At 66.8% G+C, this 21,196-nt stretch carries 18 protein-coding genes; 7 read left to right on the top strand and 11 right to left on the bottom strand.

Features of this window, described 5'->3' with window-relative positions:
• Nucleotides 1–7 precede the first annotated feature (7 nt).
• The 3 genes from DFR31_RS11820 to DFR31_RS11810 all read left to right on the top strand — a co-directional run bounded on the left by DFR31_RS11820 (nucleotide 8) and on the right by DFR31_RS11810 (nucleotide 4,152).
• Nucleotides 8–1,336: an ethylbenzene dehydrogenase-related protein gene (locus DFR31_RS11820; protein ID WP_121442898.1), complete on the top strand. Its 1,329-nt coding sequence runs from the start codon at nucleotides 8–10 to the stop codon at nucleotides 1,334–1,336.
• 430 nt (nucleotides 1,337–1,766) lie between these two features.
• Nucleotides 1,767–3,260 (top strand): SulP family inorganic anion transporter, encoded by a 1,494-nt coding sequence (locus tag DFR31_RS11815; protein ID WP_121442897.1) that lies wholly within the window; start codon nucleotides 1,767–1,769, stop codon nucleotides 3,258–3,260.
• A 37-nt stretch (nucleotides 3,261–3,297) separates the two neighbouring features.
• Complete coding sequence (locus tag DFR31_RS11810; RefSeq protein WP_121442896.1) at nucleotides 3,298–4,152, top strand: universal stress protein; 855 nt, start codon at nucleotides 3,298–3,300, stop codon at nucleotides 4,150–4,152.
• An 88-nt stretch (nucleotides 4,153–4,240) separates the two neighbouring features.
• Here the strand turns inward: DFR31_RS11810 and DFR31_RS11805 are convergent, their stop codons facing one another.
• The 3 genes from DFR31_RS11805 to lpxD form a co-directional block, all read right to left on the bottom strand.
• Entirely contained in the window at nucleotides 4,241–4,747 is a 507-nt protein-coding gene (locus DFR31_RS11805) for a hypothetical protein (protein ID WP_121442895.1), read from the bottom strand.
• Complete coding sequence (locus tag DFR31_RS11800; protein WP_121442894.1) at nucleotides 4,744–5,202, bottom strand: permease; 459 nt, start codon at nucleotides 5,200–5,202, stop codon at nucleotides 4,744–4,746. The genes DFR31_RS11805 and DFR31_RS11800 overlap by 4 nt, the downstream gene beginning before the upstream one ends.
• A 67-nt stretch (nucleotides 5,203–5,269) precedes the next feature.
• The gene (gene lpxD / locus DFR31_RS11795) at nucleotides 5,270–6,331 is read right to left on the bottom strand and encodes a UDP-3-O-(3-hydroxymyristoyl)glucosamine N-acyltransferase (RefSeq protein WP_121442893.1); all 1,062 of its coding nucleotides are present in this window, start codon (nucleotides 6,329–6,331) and stop codon (nucleotides 5,270–5,272) included.
• A 189-nt stretch (nucleotides 6,332–6,520) separates the two neighbouring features.
• Between lpxD and DFR31_RS11790 the strand changes: the two genes are divergently transcribed.
• Nucleotides 6,521–8,590 (top strand): TonB-dependent receptor family protein, encoded by a 2,070-nt coding sequence (locus tag DFR31_RS11790; protein ID WP_121442892.1) that lies wholly within the window; start codon nucleotides 6,521–6,523, stop codon nucleotides 8,588–8,590.
• Between the two features lies 1 nt (nucleotide 8,591).
• Here the strand turns inward: DFR31_RS11790 and DFR31_RS11785 are convergent, their stop codons facing one another.
• Complete coding sequence (locus tag DFR31_RS11785) at nucleotides 8,592–10,304, bottom strand: methyl-accepting chemotaxis protein (protein WP_121442891.1); 1,713 nt, start codon at nucleotides 10,302–10,304, stop codon at nucleotides 8,592–8,594.
• Between the two features lie 237 nt (nucleotides 10,305–10,541).
• Nucleotides 10,542–11,795 carry a PQQ-dependent sugar dehydrogenase gene (locus tag DFR31_RS11780; RefSeq protein WP_121442890.1) on the bottom strand — a complete coding sequence of 418 codons (1,254 nt, stop codon included), beginning with the start codon at nucleotides 11,793–11,795 and terminating at the stop codon, nucleotides 10,542–10,544.
• 222 nt (nucleotides 11,796–12,017) lie between these two features.
• Here DFR31_RS11780 and DFR31_RS11775 point away from each other — a divergent pair, with 222 nt between their 5' ends.
• Together DFR31_RS11775 and DFR31_RS11770 are read left to right on the top strand one after the other, a co-directional pair.
• A complete protein-coding gene (locus DFR31_RS11775) occupies nucleotides 12,018–13,154 on the top strand; it encodes a molybdopterin-binding protein (RefSeq protein ID WP_121442889.1) in 1,137 nt (378 codons plus the stop codon).
• A gap of 6 nt (nucleotides 13,155–13,160) precedes the next feature.
• On the top strand, nucleotides 13,161–15,137 hold the full coding sequence (locus tag DFR31_RS11770; protein ID WP_121442888.1) for a molybdopterin biosynthesis protein: 1,977 nt from the start codon (nucleotides 13,161–13,163) through the stop codon (nucleotides 15,135–15,137).
• 180 nt (nucleotides 15,138–15,317) lie between these two features.
• Here the strand turns inward: DFR31_RS11770 and DFR31_RS11765 are convergent, their stop codons facing one another.
• The 6 genes from DFR31_RS11765 to DFR31_RS11740 form a co-directional block, all read right to left on the bottom strand.
• Nucleotides 15,318–15,746 (bottom strand): TOBE domain-containing protein, encoded by a 429-nt coding sequence (locus DFR31_RS11765; protein ID WP_170153686.1) that lies wholly within the window; start codon nucleotides 15,744–15,746, stop codon nucleotides 15,318–15,320.
• Nucleotides 15,747–15,756: 10 nt separating this feature from the next.
• On the bottom strand, nucleotides 15,757–16,581 hold the full coding sequence (locus DFR31_RS11760) for a molybdate ABC transporter substrate-binding protein (protein ID WP_121442886.1): 825 nt from the start codon (nucleotides 16,579–16,581) through the stop codon (nucleotides 15,757–15,759).
• Between the two features lie 20 nt (nucleotides 16,582–16,601).
• Entirely contained in the window at nucleotides 16,602–17,669 is a 1,068-nt protein-coding gene (locus DFR31_RS11755; protein ID WP_121442885.1) for a porin, read from the bottom strand.
• Nucleotides 17,670–17,813: 144 nt separating this feature from the next.
• A complete protein-coding gene (locus DFR31_RS11750) occupies nucleotides 17,814–18,620 on the bottom strand; it encodes an ABC transporter substrate-binding protein (protein WP_121442884.1) in 807 nt (268 codons plus the stop codon).
• 76 nt (nucleotides 18,621–18,696) lie between these two features.
• Nucleotides 18,697–19,479, bottom strand: a complete 783-nt coding sequence (locus tag DFR31_RS11745) for an ATP-binding cassette domain-containing protein (RefSeq protein WP_121442883.1) — start codon at nucleotides 19,477–19,479, stop codon at nucleotides 18,697–18,699.
• Between the two features lie 2 nt (nucleotides 19,480–19,481).
• Complete coding sequence (locus DFR31_RS11740) at nucleotides 19,482–20,180, bottom strand: ABC transporter permease (protein ID WP_121442882.1); 699 nt, start codon at nucleotides 20,178–20,180, stop codon at nucleotides 19,482–19,484.
• Between the two features lie 85 nt (nucleotides 20,181–20,265).
• On the opposite strand from DFR31_RS11740, the gene DFR31_RS11735 reads away from it, so the two are divergent.
• Nucleotides 20,266–21,168: a helix-turn-helix transcriptional regulator gene (locus DFR31_RS11735; protein ID WP_121442881.1), complete on the top strand. Its 903-nt coding sequence runs from the start codon at nucleotides 20,266–20,268 to the stop codon at nucleotides 21,166–21,168.
• Nucleotides 21,169–21,196 lie beyond the last annotated feature (28 nt).

The following is a 21,196-nucleotide window of genomic DNA, read 5'->3' as shown; positions in this document are numbered from 1 at the left end:
CCCACCAATGCGGAAACGAACGCTGAACCTTTTCATCCCATTGCTGGCCGCCCCCGGCCTGGTTGCCGCCGACAATATCCGGGTCGACGTGGAGCGCAACATCTACGTGCCCGACTACCCGAACAGCCACGGGACACTGCAAGTGGCGGCGGCCTACAACGGCGACGAGATCCAGATCCATTACGTCTTCGAGACCGACAACCCCAGCTGGTACCACCAGTATTGGCGCTACGAGGACGGCGAATGGGTGCGCTACGGCTCCGGCGGCCCCAAGCCCGATCCCCATGGGCTGTACGAGGACCGGATCTCAATGCTGCTGGACGACGGCGCGGTTGACGGCTTCGACCGCTACGGCGGCTGGATGACTGCCCACGACGGTATGCGCAGCCTGACCTCCGAGGCCGAGAGCAGCGAGGTGGAGGCGCACCCGACACTGGGCGATGACCTAGGCCGCAGCGACGTGCGCAAGTACCTGCCGCAGACCCGCGACGTGGACGACCCGACTGACGTCTCCTGGGACGCCGTCCGTGACGACGACGAGCTTGCCCAACTGCAGGAGGATGGTGTCTTCCTGGATCTCTGGCAGTGGCGCGCGCACCGCAGCCACCCCATGGGCTATGCCGACAACGGCTACGTGCTGCACTACCGCCTCTCCTCCGAGGGCGACAGCATGTTCACCACCAACTGGGATGACGATGGCAACCACCCCGCCTACATGTTTGACCCGGATGAAACCGGTCGGGTGGCCTTGGACTGGGACGAGCTGGTGGACGGCGAGTACAGCCAGGACGACCCCTACTTCATCTCCGAGCACAACTCGGTGCCCTTCGACCCGGACCACGACTGGCAGGAAGGCGATGTCATCCCGCAGCGCTTCCTGCAGGAGCCTAGCGGCAGCCGGGGCGCCATCCGCGCGGAAGGCGGCTACGAGGACGGTGCCTGGCGCGTCACCCTGACCCGTTCCCTGGACGCACCGGACGCTATGGACAGCAAGACCCTGGAGGACGGCGGCCTCTACAACGTGGCCTTTGCCGTGCACACCGGTGGCTTCGGCGCCCGCTGGCACTTGGTCTCCCTGCCCCAGACCCTTGGCCTGGGCGTCGACGATGAGGACGTCGACATCACCGCCGTCCGGGTGGACGGTGACCTGGCGGACGCTGAGCTTGAGTGGACGGAGCTGACGGTGTTCCACCCGGGCCAGATCACCTGGCAGTTCCTGCACAGCGAGGACCACCCCGGCCAGGACCAGGTCCGCGAGGGATTGCTGGGCGTGCGTGACCACCATGTAATCGAAGAGCTGCGTCAGTACATCATCAAACAGGAATTGGCCCGCTGATCGCCAGCGGGCGTGCGGGGGCACACTGTCATCAGGTTGGGTTATGGACCGCCACGGCGGCTCCGCCGCCTCCCTGTGACAACGCCCCCCCTGTAATCCGGCATCCGCCCCCCGCCTAGCGAATGCCCCGTCCTTCACTTCATGCACGTTTTGATATAGAGTTGCGCGCCCTTGTCCGGCGAGCGACCGTGCAACACATGTCCAATCCCACCGCAAAGACCAGTCCGCCCTAGCGGACCACTCACTCCAGTCGCCTAGCCGAGGCGGCAGCCCCCAGTGCAGTGCACGCAGGGCCATTCGCCGCCAAACTCAGGACCACACCTGACCGTGCGTGGTGATGCCGCATCCGCCCAAAACGCGGGCGCCGGGCCACGACTGCCCGGCTCGTGCCATCCCGCGCCGCCGCACGCTTATTCACACGGAAGCGCCCATGAACTGGAACAGACTGAAGCAGGAATGGTTCGGCAACATCCGGGGCGATGTACTGGCCGGCATTATCGTGGCCCTGGCCCTGATCCCCGAGGCCATCGCCTTCTCCATCATCGCCGGCGTGGACCCGCAGGTGGGGCTTTACGCCTCCTTCTGCATCGCGGTGGTCATCGCCTTCACCGGCGCCCGGCCGGGGATGATCTCGGCAGCCACCGCCGCCATGGCCCTGCTCATGACCACCCTGGTGGCCAACCACGGCCTGGAATACCTGCTGGCCGCGACCCTGCTCACCGGGATATTGCAGGTGATCGCCGGCTACCTGCGGGTGGGCCAGTTCATGCGTTTCATCTCCAACTCGGTGATGACCGGCTTCGTCAACGCCCTGGCCATCCTGATCTTCATGGCGCAGATCCCCGAACTGGTGGATGTGCCCTGGCTGGTCTACCCCATGGTGGCCGGCGGGTTGGCCATCATCTACCTGCTGCCCTACCTCACCCGGGTCATCCCCTCGCCGCTGGTCACCATCGTGGTGCTCACCCTGCTGGCCTGGTTACTGGGCATGGAGGTGCCGACGGTGGGCGACATGGGTGACCTGCCCGATACCCTGCCGGTATTCCTGTGGCCGGACGTGCCGCTCAACCTGGAGACCCTCTGGATCATCCTGCCCTATTCCCTGGCGCTGACCGTCGTGGGCCTGCTGGAGTCCATGCTGACCCAGAACATTGTCGATGACCTGACCGACACCCAGACCGACCGCAACCGGGAGTGCAAGGGCCAGGGCATTGCCAATCTGGTGGCCGGCAGCTTCGGCGGCATGGCCGGCTGCGCCATGATCGGGCAGTCCATCATCAACGTGAAATCGGGCGGCCGCGGGCGGCTCTCGGCACTGGTGGCCGGGCTGGTGCTCATCGTGCTGGTGGTCTTCCTCTCGCCCCTGCTCCAGATGATCCCCATGGCCGCACTGGTGGCGGTGATGATCATGGTTTCCATCGGCACCTTCAGCTGGAGTTCTATCCGCGACCTGCGCAAAAACCCCATGAGCACCAACATCGTCATGGTCAGCACCGTGGCGGTCACGGTACTCACCCACAACCTGGCCCTCGGGGTGCTGACCGGCGTGCTGTTGGCGGGTCTGTTCTTCGCCAACAAGGTCAGCCGCTTCATGCATGTGAGCTCCGACGCGGACGAGCGTCCAGACGACCAGACCCTGCATCGGACTTACCGGGTGGTGGGCCAGGTGTTCTTCGCCTCCACAGAGAAGTTCGGCAAGGCCTTTGACTTCAACGAGGATCTGGATAAGGTGACCATCGATCTCACCCGCGCGCACTTCTGGGACATCAGCTCCGTCGCGGCGCTGGACCGGGTGGTCATCAACTTCCGCCGCGAGGGCACCGAGGTGGAGGTCGTGGGCATGAACGAGGCCACCGCCACCATCGTCGACCGCCACGCCGTGCACGACAAGCCGGACGCCATCGACCGGCTTATGGGCCATTGAACCGCGAGCCGCATACCGCCCAAGGAGCGATAACACCATGACTGAAAAGGTATTCGCCTGCGTGGACGGCTCGCGCTCGTCCGAGTCTGTCTGTGACCACGCCGCCTGGGCCTGCCAGCGCCTGGGCGCACCGCTGACCCTGCTGCACGTCATCCGCAACCCCCACGGGGAACGCGAGCCCGACTACAGCGGCAACCTGAGCCTCGGCAACCGGGAAGAGCTGCTGCAGGAACTGGTGGAACTGGAGGAAAAACGGGGCAAGCTGGCCCGGAAGCAGGGCAAGGCCGTGCTCGCCGACGCCATCTCCAGGGTTGAGGCCGCCGGGGTGGAAGACCCGGGCCGGCTACTGCGCAATGGGGATATCACCGAGGCGCTGGCCGACCTGGAGGAGGACATGCGCCTGCTGGTGCTGGGCAAACAGGGCAAGGATGGTGATGTGGTAACCCGCCACATCGGCAGCCACCTGGAGAGCGTCATCCGCACCCTGCACCGGCCCATGCTGGTCGTGCCCCTGCAGTTCCGGGTGCCGGAGCGGTTCCTGATCGCCTACGACGGCAGCGCCACCGCCGACAAGGTAGTGGAACGCCTGGCCCGCAGCAGCCTGCTGGACGGTGCCGAAGCGCACCTCCTGATGGTGGGCGCGGAGACCGACGCCAACCGGGCCAAGCTGGGAGGCCCGCGGGGCCGGCTGGAGAAGCAGGGCTTCAAGGTGACCACGGCGGTGAAATCCGGCGAGGTGAACGAGGTGGTCTGCGACTACCGCGAGGCCCACGACATCCACCTGCTGGCCATGGGGGCCTACGGCCACTCGCGGCTGCGTCAGTTCTTCGTGGGGAGCACCACCACGCACATGATCATGCGCTCGCCGATCCCGCTGCTGATCCTGCGCTGAGGCCTGCAAACGCCACAATTGTTATCCATTCAGTTCGAGCCTGAAAACCGACAACGAGCCACCCCGCTGGGGGTGGCTTGATACATGGCTAACCCCAACCGCCGCCGGTGGCCACACCGGCGGCCAGCCCCGCGGCTGCTGGCAAAGGCAGGCTGACCAGCAGTCGGTGCAGGGTAAACGGCCATCCCAGCACCGGCGCCTCAAAGATGAAAACACGGTTGAGCGCCAGCAGCGACCACGCCGTAATCAACGCCACCAATGCAGCAGCGGCCGCCCCGGCCCCGGCCAGGGCCATGGCCAGTGGCAGGGCCACCATGGGGCCACCGGGCAGGATCAGGCCCACGCCCGTGGCCAGCGCCACGCCGGCCAGGCCGCTCTCCGCACCCATCAACTGTGCAATCAATGCCTCCGGCAACAACCGCCCCAGGCACTCCCCCAGCACCAGCGCCGGCGGCAGGCGGGGTGCCAGCAACCGGACCTGGGAGCGAGTGACCGCCCAGGCCTCAAGGTGCCCGGCGGACTGCCGCCGGTGGGTTGCCACCACGGTGACCACGAGAGCAAGCAGTAATACCGCCGCACCCACCAGCAGGCTCATCGGCGCCACCACACCAGGGTAAGCCCGGCCAACCATCCGGCCAGGATGGGCAAGGGCAGTGAAACCAACAGCCGCAGGGCGGTGAAGTCCAGCCCCAAAAGCGGCACCTCCCAGATCAGCACGCGCTGCAGCCCCAGAACGCACCAGGCCGTGAGATAGACCACGCAGATGTTGAAGCCGGCACCCGCCCTGAACAGCGCCAGGGCTATTGGGAATGCGGCGAAGGGCCCCGCCGGGGTGACCGCGCCCGCCACCATGGCCACGGCATAACCCCGCGCCCCGCTGGCCGGCCCCAGCCACCGGGCAACCTTGTCCCGCGGCAGCAGCGCCTGGACGTACCCTCCAAGGACCAGCGCGATGGCGATGATGGGGCCGAGCTGCAGCAGAAGCAGTGTGGCGTGACGGAGCGCATCCAGCACCTCGGAGGTGCCGTCGCGCCACCAGAGCCCGGCCATGGCCAACACCGCCAGCAGGGTGATGACATCCGCGCCACCGTTGAGCGGCTTGAAGCGATTGCCAGGCTTAATCGTCGTCCTGCCGCCTTGCGGCCGGCCCCGGGGCAGCGCTGGCGGCCTCCAGTTTTTTCACCCGGCGGAACAGGCTGTCGAGCTGGGTGAAGCGGACCGTGTTACGGCGCCACTTGCTGATCGGCTGGGCGGGGAGTGGAGAGGCGTAGGCCCCAGACTCATCAATAGTGCCGGTGACCCCGGTCATGCCCATCAGCATGACCTCGTCCGCAAGCGAGATGTGGCCGGTGATGGCGGTGGAGCCGCCGATCATGCAGTCGCAGCCGATGGTGGTACTGCCGGCCACCACGGTATTGCCGGCGATGATCGTTCGGGCCCCGACCCGGACGTTGTGGCCGATGTGCACCTGATTATCCAGCTTCACGCCTTCTTCGAGAACGGTATCGCCGATGGCACCCCGGTCCACCGTGGTGTTGGCGCCCAGGTCCACATCATCGCCCAGAACCACCCGTCCCAATTGCGGCACCTTGCGCCAGCCCGAGTCCCCCGGGCCCTTGGCAAACCCGAAGCCGTCGGCGCCCACCACCACGCCGGGGTGCATCACCACCCGCTTGCCGACCTCGCAATGGGCGCCCACCGTGACGCGCCCCAGCAGCTCAGTGTCCTCGCCGAGGCGGGTCTGCACACCGATGTGGCAACCGGGCCCGATCTGGCAGCGATCACCCACCTGAACACCGGCCTCCAGCACCACATGGGGGCCAATCACTACGTCATCGCCGAGCACCACGTCGTCTGCCAGCACGGCCGTCGGATGCACCCCAGCGGCTGGGCGCTTGGCAGGATACAGGCGGGCTGCCACGGCGGCATAAGCGTAATAAGGGTCGTCGACCACCAGCGCCGTGGTGGGACAGGCCTCCAGGTGCTCACGGCGGATCAGCACCGCGCCGGCCCGGGTGGCGCGCAGGGCATCCAGGTAATTGGCGTTGGTACAAAAGCCGATGGCGTCGGGGCCAGCGTCACTCAGGGCGGCCACTCGGCTGATGAGTGTATCGGCATTGCCCACCACCTCGGCCTCGACACACTCAGCCAGATCCTGAACCGCTACCCCTTCTGACATCACGCTACTCCCAACCTGTCCCACGAATATCATTGCCACCGGCCATGCCGGAGGGCTTTGAGACTGATCCGCCACTCAGGTCAAGTCAAGGGCCCGCCCACTCAGAATGGAGCAACGGCTCAATCACCGCTAGGCTCAAGAATGACCATGGCCGAGTATGCCCCTGACAGCCACCCGACAGGACGGATCATGTCCCATAAGCATACCTGCACTGTTCTTTGTCTTCTCGCCGGCGGCAGCCTGGCGGCTCAAGCAGGGACACCTCCCACGGGAGAGGGCGCCGAGACCCTTGCCCCCATCCAGGTCACAGCACCGCGGCTGACCCGCGACTGGCTGGACACGCCCTCGGCCATCACCACCGTAGCCCCGGAAGACATTCAACAGGGTCGACAACACCTGCAACTGGATGAGTCCCTTAACCGGGTACCCGGGGTCTACTTTCAGAACCGCTACAACTTCGCTCAGGACATCCGCATGTCCATACGCGGTTTCGGAGCGCGGGCGCCGTTCGGGATCCGCGGGGTGCGGCTGATGGTGGACGGGTTTCCGGAGACCACCCCGGACGGTCAATCCCAGGTGGATGCCATCGACCTGCTGTCAGTGCGCGACATTGAGGTGCTGCGCGGCCCCCACTCCGCCCTTTACGGTAATGCCGCAGGGGGCGTGTTAAACATCACCACCGAGCCGGGTGGGCCGGAGACCACGGCCAGCGCTCGGGGTGAGCTGGGGAGCCACGGCTTTCAACGTACTGCTGTCCAGGGCGGCGGCCAGGAGGGTCCCTGGAACTACCACCTGAGCGCGTGGCACCTGGACTACGAGGGCTATCGCGACCAGAGCGAAGCGCGCAAGAGCCTGGTCCGCGCCAACTTCGGCCATCAATTGAATGAGCGCACCCGGGTCACCGGCGTGTTCCACTACCTGGATGCCCCCAAGACCGAAGACCCCGGCGGGCTGACCCGCGACGAGGTGCGCGCCGACCGGCGCGCTGCCCGGGACGATGCGCTAACACTGGATGCGGGCCAGGACGTGAGCCAGTACCGGGTCGGGTTGGCGCTGGAACATGAGCTGAATGCCCGCGATGAGGTGAGCGCCCGCGCCTTCTATACCCGGCGCGAGTTTAAGCAGCAGTTGCCTTATCTTTTCGGAGATGCACCGAGCGATAGTCTGGTCGCCTACGACCGGGACTTCTACGGCCTTGGCACCCAGTACACCGGGCACCGTGACCTTGGCGCCCTGCCGGTAGTCTTCACCGCCGGCGTGGATGCTGAGCAACAACGAGATGCTCGAGAGCGGTACATGTCAGGTGCTGAAGGAGTAGAAGACCAAATACAGGATCAGGTTGAAAAAGCCGCCACCGTCGCCGGCTACCTGCAGGGCGACCTGCTGCTCACCGACCGCTGGACGCTGACCCTGGGCACCCGCTTCGACCGGATGCGCTTCTCCATCGACGACCGACTCCGTTATGAAGGTGTGGATGGTAGCGGAAGGCGCACCTACAACGAATGGAGCCACAGCGCCGGGCTGAGCTACGCGTTCCACCCGGACCATCGGGTGTACGCCAACGTCGGCACCGCCTTCGAGACGCCGACCTTCACCGAGTTCGCCGACCCCGACGGCAGTGGCTTCAACCCGAATGTAGACCCGCAGGAGGCACTGAGCTGGGAGGTGGGCATCAAGGGGGTTTGGGACCACACCGTGCAGTACGAGGCCAGCCTCTACACCGCCCGGGTCAAGGATGAGCTGGTGCCCTTCGAGGCCGAGAGCGGCCGGGAGTTCTTCCGCAACGCCGGACGCACCCGCCGCCACGGCCTGGAACTGGGCGCCACCTGGTTCGCCAACGACCAGCTCTCCGTCAGCGGCGCCTACACCCACAACGACTTCAAATACCGCCGATTTGATGCCGGCGACGACGGACGCTTCGACGGCAACCGGCTGCCCGGCCTGCCCCGTAACACCCTGTTCGCCGAAGTCGCCTACCGGGAGAGCGAAGGCGTGTTCGCCGTGGCCGATGCCTACCTGGTGGACAGCACCTACACCGATGACGCCAACGACACCCGCGTCTCGGGTTACGGTGTGGTGAATGCGCGGGTCGGCACCCGCAGCCGCCTGGGCGGATGGACGGTGGAGAGCTTCGTGGCGGTGAACAACCTGCTGAACAAAGAGTATTTCAGCAACATCCGCATCAACGCGGACGGGGGCCGCTACTTCGACCCGGCCCCCGAACGCAACGTCTTTGCCGGCATCACCGTGCGGCCCTGATTTACCCCTGCAGCAGGTGCTCCACCGGGAACCCGAAGATCAGGTTGCCCCAGTGGCGACCCTCCACGTGGACCGGCAGGGAGAGGTCCACCAGCACCTCGCCGGTATCGCGCAGGTTGATCTGCATGAGGAAGGGCCGGGTGTTGCGCGCCCGGCGCACCTCCATCTCGTTGGTGTTGAACATGCGCATGTGGCGGCTCTTGTCCCGGTCGTGCACCGGGTCGCCAGTCGGTGCTTCGGAGACCCAGCTGTTGTGCACCGGCAGGTAGCCGTTCACATCCACCAGGGCGCTGTAGACGGCGCCAGGCAGGTCCTTCACGCCCTCATCGATCAGGCCCTGCATCTCGCGCACGGCCTCCAGGTAACTGGTGGTGTACTTCTGCGGGTCGGTATCAGGGACCGGCTGGTAGTGGGTATCGAAGATGTTCACGCCCCGGCTGTGCATGGCCTCCAGCCGCTCCACCAATTTCTCCCGATGGGCCTCCCGGCGGGCCAGTAGCGCCTCCAGCGCCCCTTCGTGGGTGCGCACCTGGCAGAGCCCGAGCAGGGTGCGCTCCGAGACCTCGCGCAGGTTGGCGGAGAACTCATCGGCCCGCTCGGCATCCTCCTGGATGGTGTCGCTGCGCCGGTCGATCTCGTTGATCCGCTCGTAGGTCTCGCGGTTGGTGTTGGTCAACTCCTCGATCGCCGTGCCGATGCCTTCCAACTCCACGTGGTTGGCCTCGGCGTCGCGGATCATGTTCTGGAACCGTGCCGTGCCCTCGGCCAGCACCTCGCGCACGTGCTCGTTGTGCTCGTAGATCTCCTCGCTGCCCTGGCCGGTATCGCGGATCAGCTCATCCACCTGGGCGATGGTCTCGCGGATCTCCTGGTTGGCATCGGCCACCTTGCTGGCCAGGTCGCGCACCTCTTCAGCCACCACGGCGAAGCCCTGCCCCGCCTCGCCGGCGCGGGCCGACTCGATGGCCGCGTTGAGGGCGAGCAGGTTGGTCTGTTTGGAGAAGCCCTCCACCATGCCGCTGATTCGGTCGATATCCCCAGCGGCCTTTGACAGCCGGCTGACCGTCTCGGCAAAGCGCTGCAGCCGCTCGCTCGCGCTCTCCACTCCGGTGGCGGCCTCCTTGAGCTGGTCCTCGGCGGCGCGGCTGAGTTGCAGCCCCTCGGCATTGAGGCTGGAGATGGTCTCCGCCCGGCGGGCGATGTCTTCCAGGGCCTGGGTGGTCTCGGTGGAGGCGCGAGTGATCTCGCTGGTCAACTCGCTCTGGGCAGCGGCATCCTCCTTCGCGGCACGGCTCTGCTTGCGCAGCCGCGCGCCCTCGTAGGCCACGCGGACGGCCTGGGTGCGCAACTCACCGATCACCGACCGAAGCGGCGCCCGGTCCCGCTCCAAGAGCCCCGCGCCCGGCGTGCCCGGCTCCGGAGCGCCAATATCAATGATGTCCGTCGCGGCCCCGCGGTCCACCACCTCGGCGGCGTCCAACGCACTGCCCCGACCACGAAGGGCCTGGAGCGCGACCAAACCCCCTGCCAGCACCCCCATGGCAAGCGCGGCCGGCAGCGTGGCCCACCCCGCCAGCCACTGGAGCAGCAGTAGCAGCACCACCACACCCTGGGCCACCAGGGCCAGGGGCAGGGGCAGGCACCAGTGTTTGCCGCCAGCACCGGACGGCGCCTGTGCCAGCTCCTCGCGAATTGAAGCGTTAGTCACCGACATGTCTCCACCCTGCGTCTTGTAATTGTTTTGTCTGACGGGGCTCGGCCACCTCCCCGGCCCGTCTTTGTTTTCATGCTTGCGACAGGCATCCTCTCATGCGCGCACCTGCCGGGGGAATCCCGACCCAATTACTGAGTCGGCATGGGGTGGCAAGACTTGAGCAGGGGGGGCGCCGACCCGGGTGGGCCGGCGCAAACCCTATGCTGCGCAGATGGAATGGGAGGGGAACGGCGGGGGTCAGTCCGCCACCGGGTCCAGCCGGTAGAGCCCGCCTTCTTCCTCGTCGGTGAGGAGGTAGAGCCGGCCATCGGGTCCCTGGCGGACGTCGCGAATGCGCCCGATGGTGCCGTCCAGCAGGATCTCCTCGTGGGCCACGCTGTCCCCGTCCAGCACTAGTCGATGGAGTTGCTCCTCGGCAAGCGAGCCGGCGAACAGGCTGCCCTCCCAACCCGGGACGTGGCCGTCCACGTAGAAGGCCAGACCGGACGGGGCCATGGAGTAGTCCCAGTAATGCACCGCCGGCGTCACCCCAGGGGCGGACTTGCCGATGCCCACCATCTCGTCGGTGGAGTACTCGGTGCCGTAGGCCACCTGCGGCCAGCCGTAATTGTTGCCGGCCTCGATACGGTGGATCATGTCACCGCCCCGGGGGCCGTGTTCGCTGGTCCAGATCTCGCCGGTCTCCGGGTGGATCGTCAGGCCCTGGTTGTTACGGTGGCCGAAGGAGAAGATCTCCGGGCGCAGGTTGCCGGGGGCGATATCCACCAGCGGATTGTCCTCCGCGGCCCCACCGTCCTCGTTGAGCCGGATCATGGAACCCGCCGGATCGGTCAGGTCCTGCGAGGGCGCACGCAGGCCGCTGTCGCCGATGGAGAAGATCACCGTGCCGTCACCCGGAAATGCGATGCGCGAGCCGTAGTGCCGCCCGGGCGCGGTGCGGGGCATCTGCACGTAGAGGGTCTCCAGGTCGGTCAACTCGCTGCCATCATCGCTGAGCCGCGCCCGGGCGAGGGCGGTGCCGCTGCCGAACTCGGCATCGCCGATGACCGTGTCGTCATCACCGGGGCTGGCGTAGGTCATGTAGATCCAGCCGTTTTCCTCGTAGTCAGGGTGGACCACCAGATCCAGCAGTCCACCCTGCCAGCTCTCCTCCAGGGCCAGGCCGTCACGCTCATCCGGGTTCACCCGCGGGGTGTTGCTCACCTGCGTGACCTCGTCACCCTCCACCAGCCAGAGCCGGCCCGGCCGCTCGGTGACCAGCTTGCGGCCATCCGGCAACCAGCCCACCGCCCAGGGGTGCTCCAGGCCCTCCAGCACCTGGACCACGTCGAACTGGACCTCCTCGCTCTCGATCTCGGTGTCCACGATCTGGTCACTGCGACTGACCTCCGCCAGCGCCGGCAAACTCACCGCGAGGGAAAGCGCTGATGCCGCTACCAGACCGGCGTAACGGTGCGTTCGGTTGCGAAGGGGTAGGCGGGACTGCTGCATGGTGCCTCCTCGGACAAGCCTCGGAAATGTCTGTAACGGACAGCATAGACCCACAACCCCGCGGCCACATGCCCCCAGTGATTGCCCCGCCGCCCTCGGCAGAACTGTATTTTGCTGCTTGAGAATGCATTTTTTTCACCATCCCTGACAGGTCTCCGGCCTGAAACGTATCTTGAACACACAGCTTCCCGTGACCACCGGCCATGAGGCCTCAACCCCTGTATGCACACCACCCTCCGCGGATTCACACGTTTTACGCCTGTCGCCACGGCACTGGCGGCGCTGCGTCAGGCCTGCGGTGAGCGCAGTCCCGCCGAGGTGTCCGTACCCCTGGCGCATGCACTGGGACGCAGGGCGGCCAAGTCGGTCTGCAACGCGAGGCCATGTCCGCCCACGCCCGCCGCCCGCTACGATGGCTGGGCAACGTCCGCGGAGTGCACGGCAGGGGCTTCCCCCTACAACCCCATGGCCCTAGGCGGTCAGCCGGTGGAATCGGGCCGGTCATTGCCGCCGGCCAGCAACGTGGTCATCCCGCTGTCGGCGCTGGATTGGGAGGGGCCAACACCCTGGGTGCAGCAGGAATTCGCGCCCGGCGAAGGGGTGATCCCCGCCGGAGGCTGGCTGGGTGAAGACGCACCACTCGTGCAGACTGGCGAGCGTTTGAACGGCCGCCACCTCGCACTGCTTCATGCCAGCGGGCGGGATGAGATCCCCGTTCTGCCGCCACTGCGGGTCACCCTGCTGCCCGGGTCCGGTGTGGCCGCCGCCGGCCTGGCCTGGATGGCAGCCCGGCTGACAGCCCACCCGGACGTGCACCTGGAGCAGGCGAAAGTACCGCATGACGAGGGCCGCCACTACTCGGACGCGCTGCGGACGGCCGCGCCCGATTCGGACTTGATGGTGATCCTGGGGGGCTCCGGGTGGGGGGCATCGGACCATGCCGCCGGGGCACTGATAGCCGCCGGAACCTGCGCCTGCCACGGCCTGGCCCTGCAACCCGGGGAATCCGCCGGCGTCGGTCACGTTGGCGACACACCCGTCATCCTCTGCCCGGGTGCGCCGCTGGCGGCACTGGCCGTAGAGGCGGTACTGATCCGCCCGGCACTGGCCCACCTGGCCGGGGCGCCAGTGCCCGGGCCCGACCGCACTGTGCGCTTGACCGGCAAAATCACCGCGTCGGTGGGCGTGACGACCTACACCCGACTGCGCATCACCGGCGATCAGGCCACACCCCTGCCAACGGATCACGGCCTGCGACTCGGCAGCCTGGCCGACAGCAACGGCTACACCGTGATCCCCGCCGAATCAGAGGGCTACAGCGCTGGCCATACACTCACCGTATTTCGAGATGAGGTTTGATGCTCCATGACCGAGGTACCCCCGTCCAAACAGGCCGGCCATCAGACCCAGCACCTGCAGACCATTAGCCTGGAAGAGGCGCACCGGCGTCTGCGCGAGCACCTCACCATGCAGGCCCTGCCGGCGGAGTCCGTGCCACTGGTTGATGCCCTGGGCCGGGTGCTGGCCGAGGACCTGGTGGCCGATATCGACGTACCCGGCTTCGACCGCGCCAACGTGGACGGCTTCGCCGTGCGCGCGGCGGACCTGGCCGGTGCCGATGCGGGCCAGCCCGCAACCCTGAGCCTGAACGACGAACTGCTCACCCCGGGTCGGGCGCCGCAGCACCCGGTCACCGCAGGCACGGCGACCATCATCGCCACCGGCGGCATGCTCCCCCGCGGGGCCGACGCCGTGCTGATGGTGGAGGACAGCGAGCGTGAGGGTGACATGGTCAAGGCCTACCGCACCCTCGCTCCCGGCCGCTTTCTCACGTTCGCCGGCTCGGACATCGCGCGCGGCGAAACCATCCTCTTTCGCGGGCAAACCCTCGGCTCGCGGGAGATCGGCATACTGGCCGCACTGGGTCACGACCGCGTGACCGTGGTCCGCAACCCACGGGTGGCGGTGCTCTCGACCGGGGATGAGTTGGTGGCTCCCGGCCAGCGAGCCGGCCCCGGACAGGTACACGACTCAAACAGCGCTATCGTCAGCGCCGCCATCCGAGAACTGGGCGGGGCGGTGATCCCGCTGGGGATCTGTCCGGATGACGAGACCGCCCTGGAACACCAATTGCGAAGCGCGCTGCCCGATTGCGACATGGTTCTGCTCTCCGGGGGCACCTCAAAGGGCGCCGGCGATCTGTCCCACCAGGTCATCGAGCGCCTGGGGGCGCCGGGCATCATTGCACACGGTGTGGCCCTTAAACCCGGGAAACCGATCTGCATCGCCGTCTGCGATGGCAAACCGGTGGTAATCCTGCCCGGCTTCCCCACCTCGGCCATCTTCACCTTTCACGAGTTTATTGCCCCCGTCATCCGGCGGTGGGCCGGGCTGCCCCCCGAGCGCGTGCGAACGGCGGAGGCGCGGCTGCCGCTGCAGACGCCTTCGGAACTGGGCCGTACGGAGTTTCTCCTCGTAGGGCTCAGCGAGGGGCCGGACGGGCTGGCCGCCTACCCCATGGGCAAGGGTTCCGGGGCGGTGACCGCCTTCAGCAAGGCAGATGGCTTCATCACCATCGATGCCCTTACCCAGTCGCTGCCCGCCGATAGCCCGGTGAACGTGCGCCTGATCGGCGAGACCACCCGGGCCGCCGACCTGATCGCGGTGGGCAGCCACTGCGTCGGCCTGGACACCCTGCTGGCCCAGCTCAGCGCCGAGGGGCTGCAAGTGAAGGCCATGCACGTGGGCAGCACCGGGGGGCTGGTGGCGACCCGCCGAGGGGAGTGCGACCTGGCCGGCGTCCACCTGATGGATGCCGGGACAGGAGCGTACAACCGGCCCTTCATCAGCCCGGGCACGGTCCTGATTCCCGGCTACCGGCGCATGCAGGGGCTGGTCTACCGCAAGGATGACCCCCGCTTCCAGGGCTTGGACGCCGACAGCCTGGTGCGCCGTGCCTGCGCCGACCGCGACTGCCTGATGATAAACCGCAACCCGGGCAGCGGGACCCGGGTGCTGATCAACCAGTTGCTCGGCGACAACCAGCCCGCCGGCTTCGGCATGCAGGCCCGGTCGCACAACGCCGTGGCTGCCGCCGTGGCCAACGGCCGGGCCGACTGGGGGATGGCCATCGACGTGGTCGCCTGGAAGTACGACCTGGCCTTCCTGCCGGTGCAGGAGGAATGCTACGACTTCGTGGTGCCCGAGAGCCGGCTGCAACGCCCCGGCGTCCAACGCTTTCTCCGGCTGCTCGGTGACCCGACCACCCGGGAAGCGCTGGCCGCTCTGGGGTTACGGCTGGACGTGGCGGCCACCGACTTGGCGGCTGCGGCCACCTCATGAGGGATACACCATGCTCAACCGCGGAAACCCTGTCGCGGATTTATGACGTGCCCATCGAACGGGCAGCGGTCACGGGCAAGTGGCAACGCAACGGCTACCCGCTGAGGGTGACACTGCCCAGAGGCTGAAAGCGGCCGCACATCCGGCGGACAGGTGGCAGCCCCCTGGCCCGCCCCGTGGTCATTCCACCATCAGAAGGACATCGCTCGCCTTGATCAGCGCGGCTGCCGGGGAACCTGCGGTCAACTTCAGCCCCTCTGCAGAGGCCTTGGTGATACTCGCGGCAATCTCGGTGCCTACCGCCGTCTTCAGGGTAACGATGGACTGCACAGTGCCATGGTCCACGGCGGCCACCTCGCCGGGCAGACGATTACGGGCGCTGGTACCCACCCCGGAACCATCACCTGCAAGAATCACCACGTTGGAGGCCTTGACCAGGGCGCGAACCCGGGCACCCTGTTGCAGCCGCAGGCCATTGGCCGACCCGGTGGTGATAATGGCCACCGCCGGGTCTCCGGTATCCAACCGCAAAAGGATCTCCGCAGAGACAGGCCCCTTCTCCACATGCTCCACCACGGCCGGCCAGTTGTTGCGTGCACTGATCTGCATGTCAATCACCTCACTCTTCAGTCGCCGGATTCTCACTGGTGTCGAATCCGTAGCCTGCCAGAATCGACTGGCCCTCCGCGGACAGCATGAACAGGGCCAGGCGGGTTGCATCCGCACGTCCCGGCGACAGCACAGTCAGACCGTAGTCCGCGCCCACACCGAGCGCGTCCGGCACCTGAATGATCTGAAGGCTTCCGGTGTCCTCCCGCGCCAGCACCGCATTGGTGCAGTAGGTCAGGAAGATATCCGCCCGATCCTCGGTCATCACCCAGGCGTAGAGGTTACGGCCGTCCGGGGCGGGCTCGGAGTCAGGCCCGCCAGTCAACTGCAGCGCCTTGCCGTCCAGCTGCTCGTAGCTGCCCGGCCGTGCATCCTCTGCACGCTCGAACAGTTCCCAGGCGTAATCACCGCTGGGGTCCGCCTTCGGCGTGGATGTACCGACCCGGACGTCATCGTCGAGCAGCACCTCGAGGAAGCGCTCCCGGTCCACGTCGAGCCCGGCCTGTGCCAGTCCACACAGGCGGTTACGCGCAAAACGCACTACCGGGCCGCCCTGCCCGGCCGCGGCGAGGCGCTCCGGGTGAGCCATGTTGGCGGACGCGAAAACGTCAGGGGCCTCACCCCCTTCGATACGCTCACGGAGCAGTCCGGACGGGGCGAAGGTGCGTTCCACCTCCACACCATACTGGGCCGTATAGGCATCGGCCACGTCATTCAGCGCCGCGCGGAGGCTGCCGGCCGCATACAATGCGACCGGCTCGCTGGCGTGGGCACTGGACAGGGCCGTGGTCATGACGGCCCCGCATACCAATGAGACAAACCATTTATTGCCCATGGTCCCACCTCCGCAGTGCCCTAAAAGTTGTAGATCATGCCCAGAGCGACGCCCTGAGGGTCGTGCCCGACTTCACCGGTTCCACTGAGGGTGCTGGCGGTGGTCCAAGGCTCACGGCCCTGTTCGTCATCGTTGCTGATGCGGGCGTAGTTCAGGTAGAGCCGCAGCTCCGGCACCACCTGGTAATCAACGCCGAGGGCGATCAGGTTCGTATCGTAATCCGAGTCATCCGCATCCAGGGCGTAGTACTGCGCCTTGAGTGCCCATTGGCTGTCCAGGCTCCAGCGAACACCGAAACCATAGGCGTCATCATCCGGATCCTGGGCCTGCTGATAGAGGCCGGCGAGGCGAACCGGGCCCAGGTCGTAGTAGGCGGCCAGGCGGAAGGCCTCGCGGCTGTCGTACTCGAACTGCTGGGTGTTCCCATCGCCATCTTCGAACTCATCTTCTGCAAAACTCCAGCGCTCGTAGGCCGCGGCGGCGTAAAGATCGCCTTGCCGGAAGGTCACCGATGCGCTCCATGCGTCGTTATCGTTGCTATCCGCCGCGTTGGAACCCGAGTCCGTTTCCGGCGAATAGTGGATCTCGCCGGTAAAGCCATTGATGGACGGGGTGCGGTAGGCGATTCCGTTCTTGAAGCGGGAATCGAATCCGGACCGGGCACCCGGGGAATTGCCACCGATGGCGTTCCGCGCGTCACCCAGTTGGTTACCGAAGAAATCCACCCGGGTACGAAGGATCTTCATCGGCGTATCGAAGCGGCCCACGCGCAATAGGCCCCAGTCACCGGTCAGCCCGGCAAAGGTGTCACGGCTGTTGACCTCGTAATCGCTGTCGTTGCTATCGAAGTCCACCTGCCCCTCGATCTGGATCAGGCCCCGCAGATTGGGCAGGAAGTCATGCCCCGCGCGGAAGCCCAGTCGGCTGGCGTTGCTGGACAGGTTGAAGGCGCTGTAGTCCTCGTCGTTGTCCAGGTAGCTCGCGGCCAGATGGGCCTGACCGTAGACTTCGATATCCGCGGCACTGGCGGCGGCGGGCAGGGCCATGGCGGCGACACAAACGCTGGCAAAGGCTGCTTTTCTCATCATTTTTTGACCTCGGTTAGCCTCGGTTCTGGCACAAACACCCCCCTCCCACGCGGCGTGGACTTCAAAAGGGGGCTTCAGTTGTGGGGCGGCGGCATCGACACCCGGCTAGCCGGGTACCCCACCGAGCCACCACCCCGGTGGGAATCACTCCGCGTTGGGGAAGAACAACTGCTCGCCCCGCAACTCGTAGCTGGCGATGGCCTCCTGGCCGGACTCGGACAGCAGCCACTCGTGCCACTGCCGGGCCTGCTCATGCTTCAGGTGCGGGTGGCGCTCCTCGCTGAGCAGCAGGGTGCCGTACTGGTTGAACAGGGCCTCATCGCCCTCGAAGAGGATCTCCAGATCCTGGCGGTTGTCGAAGGCGATCCAGGTGGCGCGATCGGACATCACGTAGGCATCCATCCCGGCGGCGGTGTTCAGAGTGGGGCCCATGCCGCTGCCCAGCTCCCGGTACCAGCCCCTGGCAGGCTCGACACTTGCCAGCTCCCAGAGGCGCTGCTCTGCCCGGTGGGTGCCGCTGTCGTCGCCCCGTGAGGTGAAGGGGGCCTCGGCGTTGGCGATCCGCTGCATGGCATCGGCGATATCGCCGGCGTTACGGATATCGGCCGGATCGTCCGCCGGGCCGATGATGACGAAATCGTTGTACATCACGTCGCGGCGCTCCGTGGCGTAGCCGTCCTCTACAAAGGCCTCCTCGCCGGCGGTGTCGTGAACCAGCAGGCCGTCGGAATCACCGCGCCGGGCGATGGCGAAGGCCTGCCCGGTGCCCACGGCAACCACCCGGACGTCTATACCGGTCTCATCTTTGAACTTGGGAATGATGTGCTCGAACAGTCCCGACTGTTCCGTGGAGGTGGTCGACGCCACCGTGATGTACTCCGACGCCTTGGCACCACCGGACAGCGCCACTACCACCAGCCCTGCTGCCATCAAACGTTTTATTGTAGACATGCCGCTTCTCCTCGCTTCCGTTTCACTCAGTTTTTTTGGCCTGTAACCGGAGCGCCGGGGCAGTGCCCGATGGCGGTTACCAGACCAGTTCGCCCCGTGTGAAGGCCTGCGCCTCCCGGCTCCGGGGTGTGTCAAAAAACTCTTCGGCCGGCGTTTTTTCCAGAATCCGCCCCCGGCAGACAAAGACCACCTCATCCGCCAGCCGCCGGGCCTGGCCAAGGTCGTGGGTGGTCATGACGATGCGCGTGCCCATGCGGTCGAAGCCGGCCACTGCCTCCTCTACCGCCTTGATGGCGGCCGGGTCCAGGGCGGCGGTGGGTTCATCCAGGAACAGCACCTCCGGGGCCAGGGCCCAGGCCCGGGCCAGGGCCAGCCGCTGCTGCTCGCCACCGGAGAGCACCCGCGCCGGCCGCTGGGCCAGTGACGCCAACCCGAACCGGGTCAGGGCCGCCGTTGCCCGCTCCCGCCGCTTACGCCGCGGATAGCCCTGTACCGCCAGCGCGTAGGTGACGTTGGCCAGTGCCGAGCGCCGGAGCATCACCGGCCGCTGAAAGACCATGGCCTGGCGCCGGCGCCGGTCCTCCGCCCGGTGCCCCCGGGGCCCGCACCAGACGCGCTCACCTTCCGTAGGCGCCAGCAACCCATGACAGATGCGCAGCAGCAGGCTCTTCCCCGCCCCGTTCGGCCCCATGACGATGGTCTTGCCGCGGCCGCCGATCCGCAGATCGATCCCCTGCAGCAGCTGCTGCCCGCGGTGCCGAAAGCCGACCCCCTTCAGCTCCAGCGGCAGCAGGGTCGAATCCCCCGAATCGGGGGCCACCGTGGACGCGCTCTTCGGTTCCGACACCGTCTGCAGCATGCTCAGGCCTCCCGTCGCTTGGCCACTTCACTGACCAGAAAGGCCACGCCGTTGACGATGGCCACCAGGGTCAAAAGGATAATGCCCAGGCCCAGTGCCAGAGCCAGGTTGCCGCGGTTGGTCTCCAATGCGATGGCAGTGGTCATCACCCGGGTCACTCCGTCGATGTTGCCGCCGACGATCAGCACCGCCCCCACTTCGGCACTGGCCCGCCCGAAACCGGCCAGTACCACGGTGATCAGGCTGAAGCGGGCATCCCACAGCAGCGTGGGGATGGCCCTGGCCCTGGAGACCCCCAGGGAACCCAACTGCTCGCCGTACTCCTGCCACAGATCCTCGATGACCTGGCGGGAGAGGGCGGCAATGATGGGCAGCACCAGCACCACCTGGGCGATCACCATCGCCGTGGGGGTAAACAGCAGCCCGAACTGCCCCAGTGGCCCCGCCCGGGAGAGCATCAGATAGACCATGAGCCCCGCCACCACCGGGGGCAGCCCCATGAAAGCGTTGAGCACTACGACAATGAAACCGCGTCCCGGAAACCGCCAAAGCGCCACCACCGCACCCAGAGGCAGGGCGACCACGCTGGCCACCAGCACGGCCGTCAGCGAGACCTGCAGCGACAGGCTGACGATGCCGAGCAGCACCGGGTCCATCCCGATGATCAGTTCGAAGGCGGCCGCGAAGGCGTTTTCTTGCATACCCTATTCTCACCCCCAGGAATATAGGCACATTGTCGCGGTGAAATGACTTGACTGCTGGGCGTGAAGAAATTAGAACAACTTTATGCAACTAAACGACGCCCCCACCCCTCACTACTATCTCACCACCTCCGAAGTAGCCGCCTACCTGCGCCTGAAACCGCGCAAGGTCTACGACCTGGTGAGTCAGGGCCTGATCCCCTGCACCAAGGTGACCGGCAAACTGCTCTTCCCGAGGGAGGTAATTGACCTGTGGATCATGAACCACCTGGAGGGGGATCAGCGCAGCACCCGGGCGGTGCCGCCGATCGTGGCGGGCAGCCAGGATCCCCTGCTGGACTGGGCCCTGCGCGAGTCCGGCGCCGGCCTGGCCACCCTCTGCCAGGGCAGCGGCGACGGTACCCGGCGGCTGCTGGAGGGCGATGCCATGGTGGCGGGGATGCACATCCTGGACCCGGAAAGCGGGGGCTACAACGTGCCCGGCAGGCTGGGGCTGGGCGGAATGCGCGACCTGGTCATCCTGCGCTGGGCAAGGCGGCGGCAGGGCCTTCTGGTGGCGCCCGCAAACCCCCGGGGCATCCAGGGGATCGCCGACCTGGCTCGCCCGGACCTGCGCGTTGCCCACCGGCAGCCGGAGGCCGGCGCGGACACCCTGTTCCGCTGGCTGCTGCAGCGCGAGGGGCTGGACCGCGCCCGACTCAACCTCACCCCCCACCCGGCCCTCACCGAGGACGACCTGGCCCTCTCGGTGCATCAGGGGGAGGCGGATGCCGGCCTGGCGGTGGAAGCCGCCGCCCGCCGCCACGACCTGACGTTCATCCCGCTGCACTGGGAGTGTTTCGATCTGGCCATGCGCCGGCGCAGCTATTTCGAGCCCGCCGTACAGGCCCTGATGCGGTTCGCGGCCAACCCGCGACTACAGGCCCATGCCGAGGAGATGCACGGCTACGACCTCAGCGGCCTGGGCCGGGTGGTGTTCAACGCCTGAACCACCCGTGCCGGGCACGCGACGGGGC

Source organism: Alkalispirillum mobile (assembly GCF_003664325.1).
GTDB lineage: Bacteria > Pseudomonadota > Gammaproteobacteria > Nitrococcales > Halorhodospiraceae > Alkalilimnicola > Alkalilimnicola mobilis.
Note: the sequence above shows the minus strand (reverse complement) of the source record. Positions and strands in the feature narration are given on the sequence as shown.

Bases quoted from the DNA above. Each gene is read 5' to 3' on its own strand.
- DFR31_RS11820 (WP_121442898.1), top strand. From the start codon at position 8: ATGCGGAAACGAACGCTGAACCTTTTCATCCCATTGCTGGCCGCCCCC.
- DFR31_RS11815 (WP_121442897.1), top strand. From the start codon at position 1,767: ATGAACTGGAACAGACTGAAGCAGGAATGGTTCGGCAACATCCGGGGC.
- DFR31_RS11810 (WP_121442896.1), top strand. From the start codon at position 3,298: ATGACTGAAAAGGTATTCGCCTGCGTGGACGGCTCGCGCTCGTCCGAG.
- DFR31_RS11805 (WP_121442895.1), bottom strand. From the start codon at position 4,747: ATGAGCCTGCTGGTGGGTGCGGCGGTATTACTGCTTGCTCTCGTGGTC.
- DFR31_RS11800 (WP_121442894.1), bottom strand. From the start codon at position 5,202: ATGGCCGGGCTCTGGTGGCGCGACGGCACCTCCGAGGTGCTGGATGCG.
- lpxD (WP_121442893.1), bottom strand. From the start codon at position 6,331: ATGTCAGAAGGGGTAGCGGTTCAGGATCTGGCTGAGTGTGTCGAGGCC.
- DFR31_RS11790 (WP_121442892.1), top strand. From the start codon at position 6,521: ATGTCCCATAAGCATACCTGCACTGTTCTTTGTCTTCTCGCCGGCGGC.
- DFR31_RS11785 (WP_121442891.1), bottom strand. From the start codon at position 10,304: ATGTCGGTGACTAACGCTTCAATTCGCGAGGAGCTGGCACAGGCGCCG.
- DFR31_RS11780 (WP_121442890.1), bottom strand. From the start codon at position 11,795: ATGCAGCAGTCCCGCCTACCCCTTCGCAACCGAACGCACCGTTACGCC.
- DFR31_RS11775 (WP_121442889.1), top strand. From the start codon at position 12,018: ATGCACACCACCCTCCGCGGATTCACACGTTTTACGCCTGTCGCCACG.
- DFR31_RS11770 (WP_121442888.1), top strand. From the start codon at position 13,161: ATGACCGAGGTACCCCCGTCCAAACAGGCCGGCCATCAGACCCAGCAC.
- DFR31_RS11765 (WP_170153686.1), bottom strand. From the start codon at position 15,746: ATGCAGATCAGTGCACGCAACAACTGGCCGGCCGTGGTGGAGCATGTG.
- DFR31_RS11760 (WP_121442886.1), bottom strand. From the start codon at position 16,581: ATGGGCAATAAATGGTTTGTCTCATTGGTATGCGGGGCCGTCATGACC.
- DFR31_RS11755 (WP_121442885.1), bottom strand. From the start codon at position 17,669: ATGATGAGAAAAGCAGCCTTTGCCAGCGTTTGTGTCGCCGCCATGGCC.
- DFR31_RS11750 (WP_121442884.1), bottom strand. From the start codon at position 18,620: ATGTCTACAATAAAACGTTTGATGGCAGCAGGGCTGGTGGTAGTGGCG.
- DFR31_RS11745 (WP_121442883.1), bottom strand. From the start codon at position 19,479: ATGCTGCAGACGGTGTCGGAACCGAAGAGCGCGTCCACGGTGGCCCCC.
- DFR31_RS11740 (WP_121442882.1), bottom strand. From the start codon at position 20,180: ATGCAAGAAAACGCCTTCGCGGCCGCCTTCGAACTGATCATCGGGATG.
- DFR31_RS11735 (WP_121442881.1), top strand. From the start codon at position 20,266: ATGCAACTAAACGACGCCCCCACCCCTCACTACTATCTCACCACCTCC.